Below are 1,633 nucleotides of genomic sequence, written 5' to 3' on the forward strand. Positions count from 1 at the left end.
AAATGAATACCAAGTCTCAACGAGTGAACACGTAATTCATTACGAAGTTTAATTCATTGAGCATCAAACTTTTAAATTGAAGAGTTTGATCATGGCTCAGATTGAACGCTGGCGGCAGGCCTAACACATGCAAGTCGAGCGGTAGCACAGAGAGCTTGCTCTCGGGTGACGAGCGGCGGACGGGTGAGTAATGTCTGGGAAACTGCCTGATGGAGGGGGATAACTACTGGAAACGGTAGCTAATACCGCATAACGTCGCAAGACCAAAGAGGGGGACCTTCGGGCCTCTTGCCATCAGATGTGCCCAGATGGGATTAGCTAGTAGGTGGGGTAACGGCTCACCTAGGCGACGATCCCTAGCTGGTCTGAGAGGATGACCAGCCACACTGGAACTGAGACACGGTCCAGACTCCTACGGGAGGCAGCAGTGGGGAATATTGCACAATGGGCGCAAGCCTGATGCAGCCATGCCGCGTGTATGAAGAAGGCCTTCGGGTTGTAAAGTACTTTCAGCGGGGAGGAAGGTGTTGAGGTTAATAACCTCAGCAATTGACGTTACCCGCAGAAGAAGCACCGGCTAACTCCGTGCCAGCAGCCGCGGTAATACGGAGGGTGCAAGCGTTAATCGGAATTACTGGGCGTAAAGCGCACGCAGGCGGTCTGTCAAGTCGGATGTGAAATCCCCGGGCTCAACCTGGGAACTGCATTCGAAACTGGCAGGCTAGAGTCTTGTAGAGGGGGGTAGAATTCCAGGTGTAGCGGTGAAATGCGTAGAGATCTGGAGGAATACCGGTGGCGAAGGCGGCCCCCTGGACAAAGACTGACGCTCAGGTGCGAAAGCGTGGGGAGCAAACAGGATTAGATACCCTGGTAGTCCACGCCGTAAACGATGTCGATTTGGAGGTTGTTCCCTTGAGGAGTGGCTTCCGGAGCTAACGCGTTAAATCGACCGCCTGGGGAGTACGGCCGCAAGGTTAAAACTCAAATGAATTGACGGGGGCCCGCACAAGCGGTGGAGCATGTGGTTTAATTCGATGCAACGCGAAGAACCTTACCTACTCTTGACATCCAGAGAACTTTCCAGAGATGGATTGGTGCCTTCGGGAACTCTGAGACAGGTGCTGCATGGCTGTCGTCAGCTCGTGTTGTGAAATGTTGGGTTAAGTCCCGCAACGAGCGCAACCCTTATCCTTTGTTGCCAGCGGTCCGGCCGGGAACTCAAAGGAGACTGCCAGTGATAAACTGGAGGAAGGTGGGGATGACGTCAAGTCATCATGGCCCTTACGAGTAGGGCTACACACGTGCTACAATGGCGCATACAAAGAGAAGCGACCTCGCGAGAGCAAGCGGACCTCATAAAGTGCGTCGTAGTCCGGATTGGAGTCTGCAACTCGACTCCATGAAGTCGGAATCGCTAGTAATCGTAGATCAGAATGCTACGGTGAATACGTTCCCGGGCCTTGTACACACCGCCCGTCACACCATGGGAGTGGGTTGCAAAAGAAGTAGGTAGCTTAACCTTCGGGAGGGCGCTTACCACTTTGTGATTCATGACTGGGGTGAAGTCGTAACAAGGTAACCGTAGGGGAACCTGCGGTTGGATCACCTCCTTACCTTAAAGAACCTGCCTTTG

At 53.3% G+C, this 1,633-nt stretch carries 1 rRNA gene; it reads left to right on the plus strand.

The features are described from left to right. Window positions 1–73: 73 nt before the first annotated feature. A 16S ribosomal RNA gene (locus tag JGF26_RS22285) occupies window positions 74–1,613 on the plus strand. The last annotated feature ends 20 nt before the right edge of the window (window positions 1,614–1,633 follow it).

The sequence above is a fragment of the Enterobacter sp. E1 genome (assembly GCF_016809815.1).
Lineage (GTDB): Bacteria > Pseudomonadota > Gammaproteobacteria > Enterobacterales > Enterobacteriaceae > Enterobacter > Enterobacter adelaidei.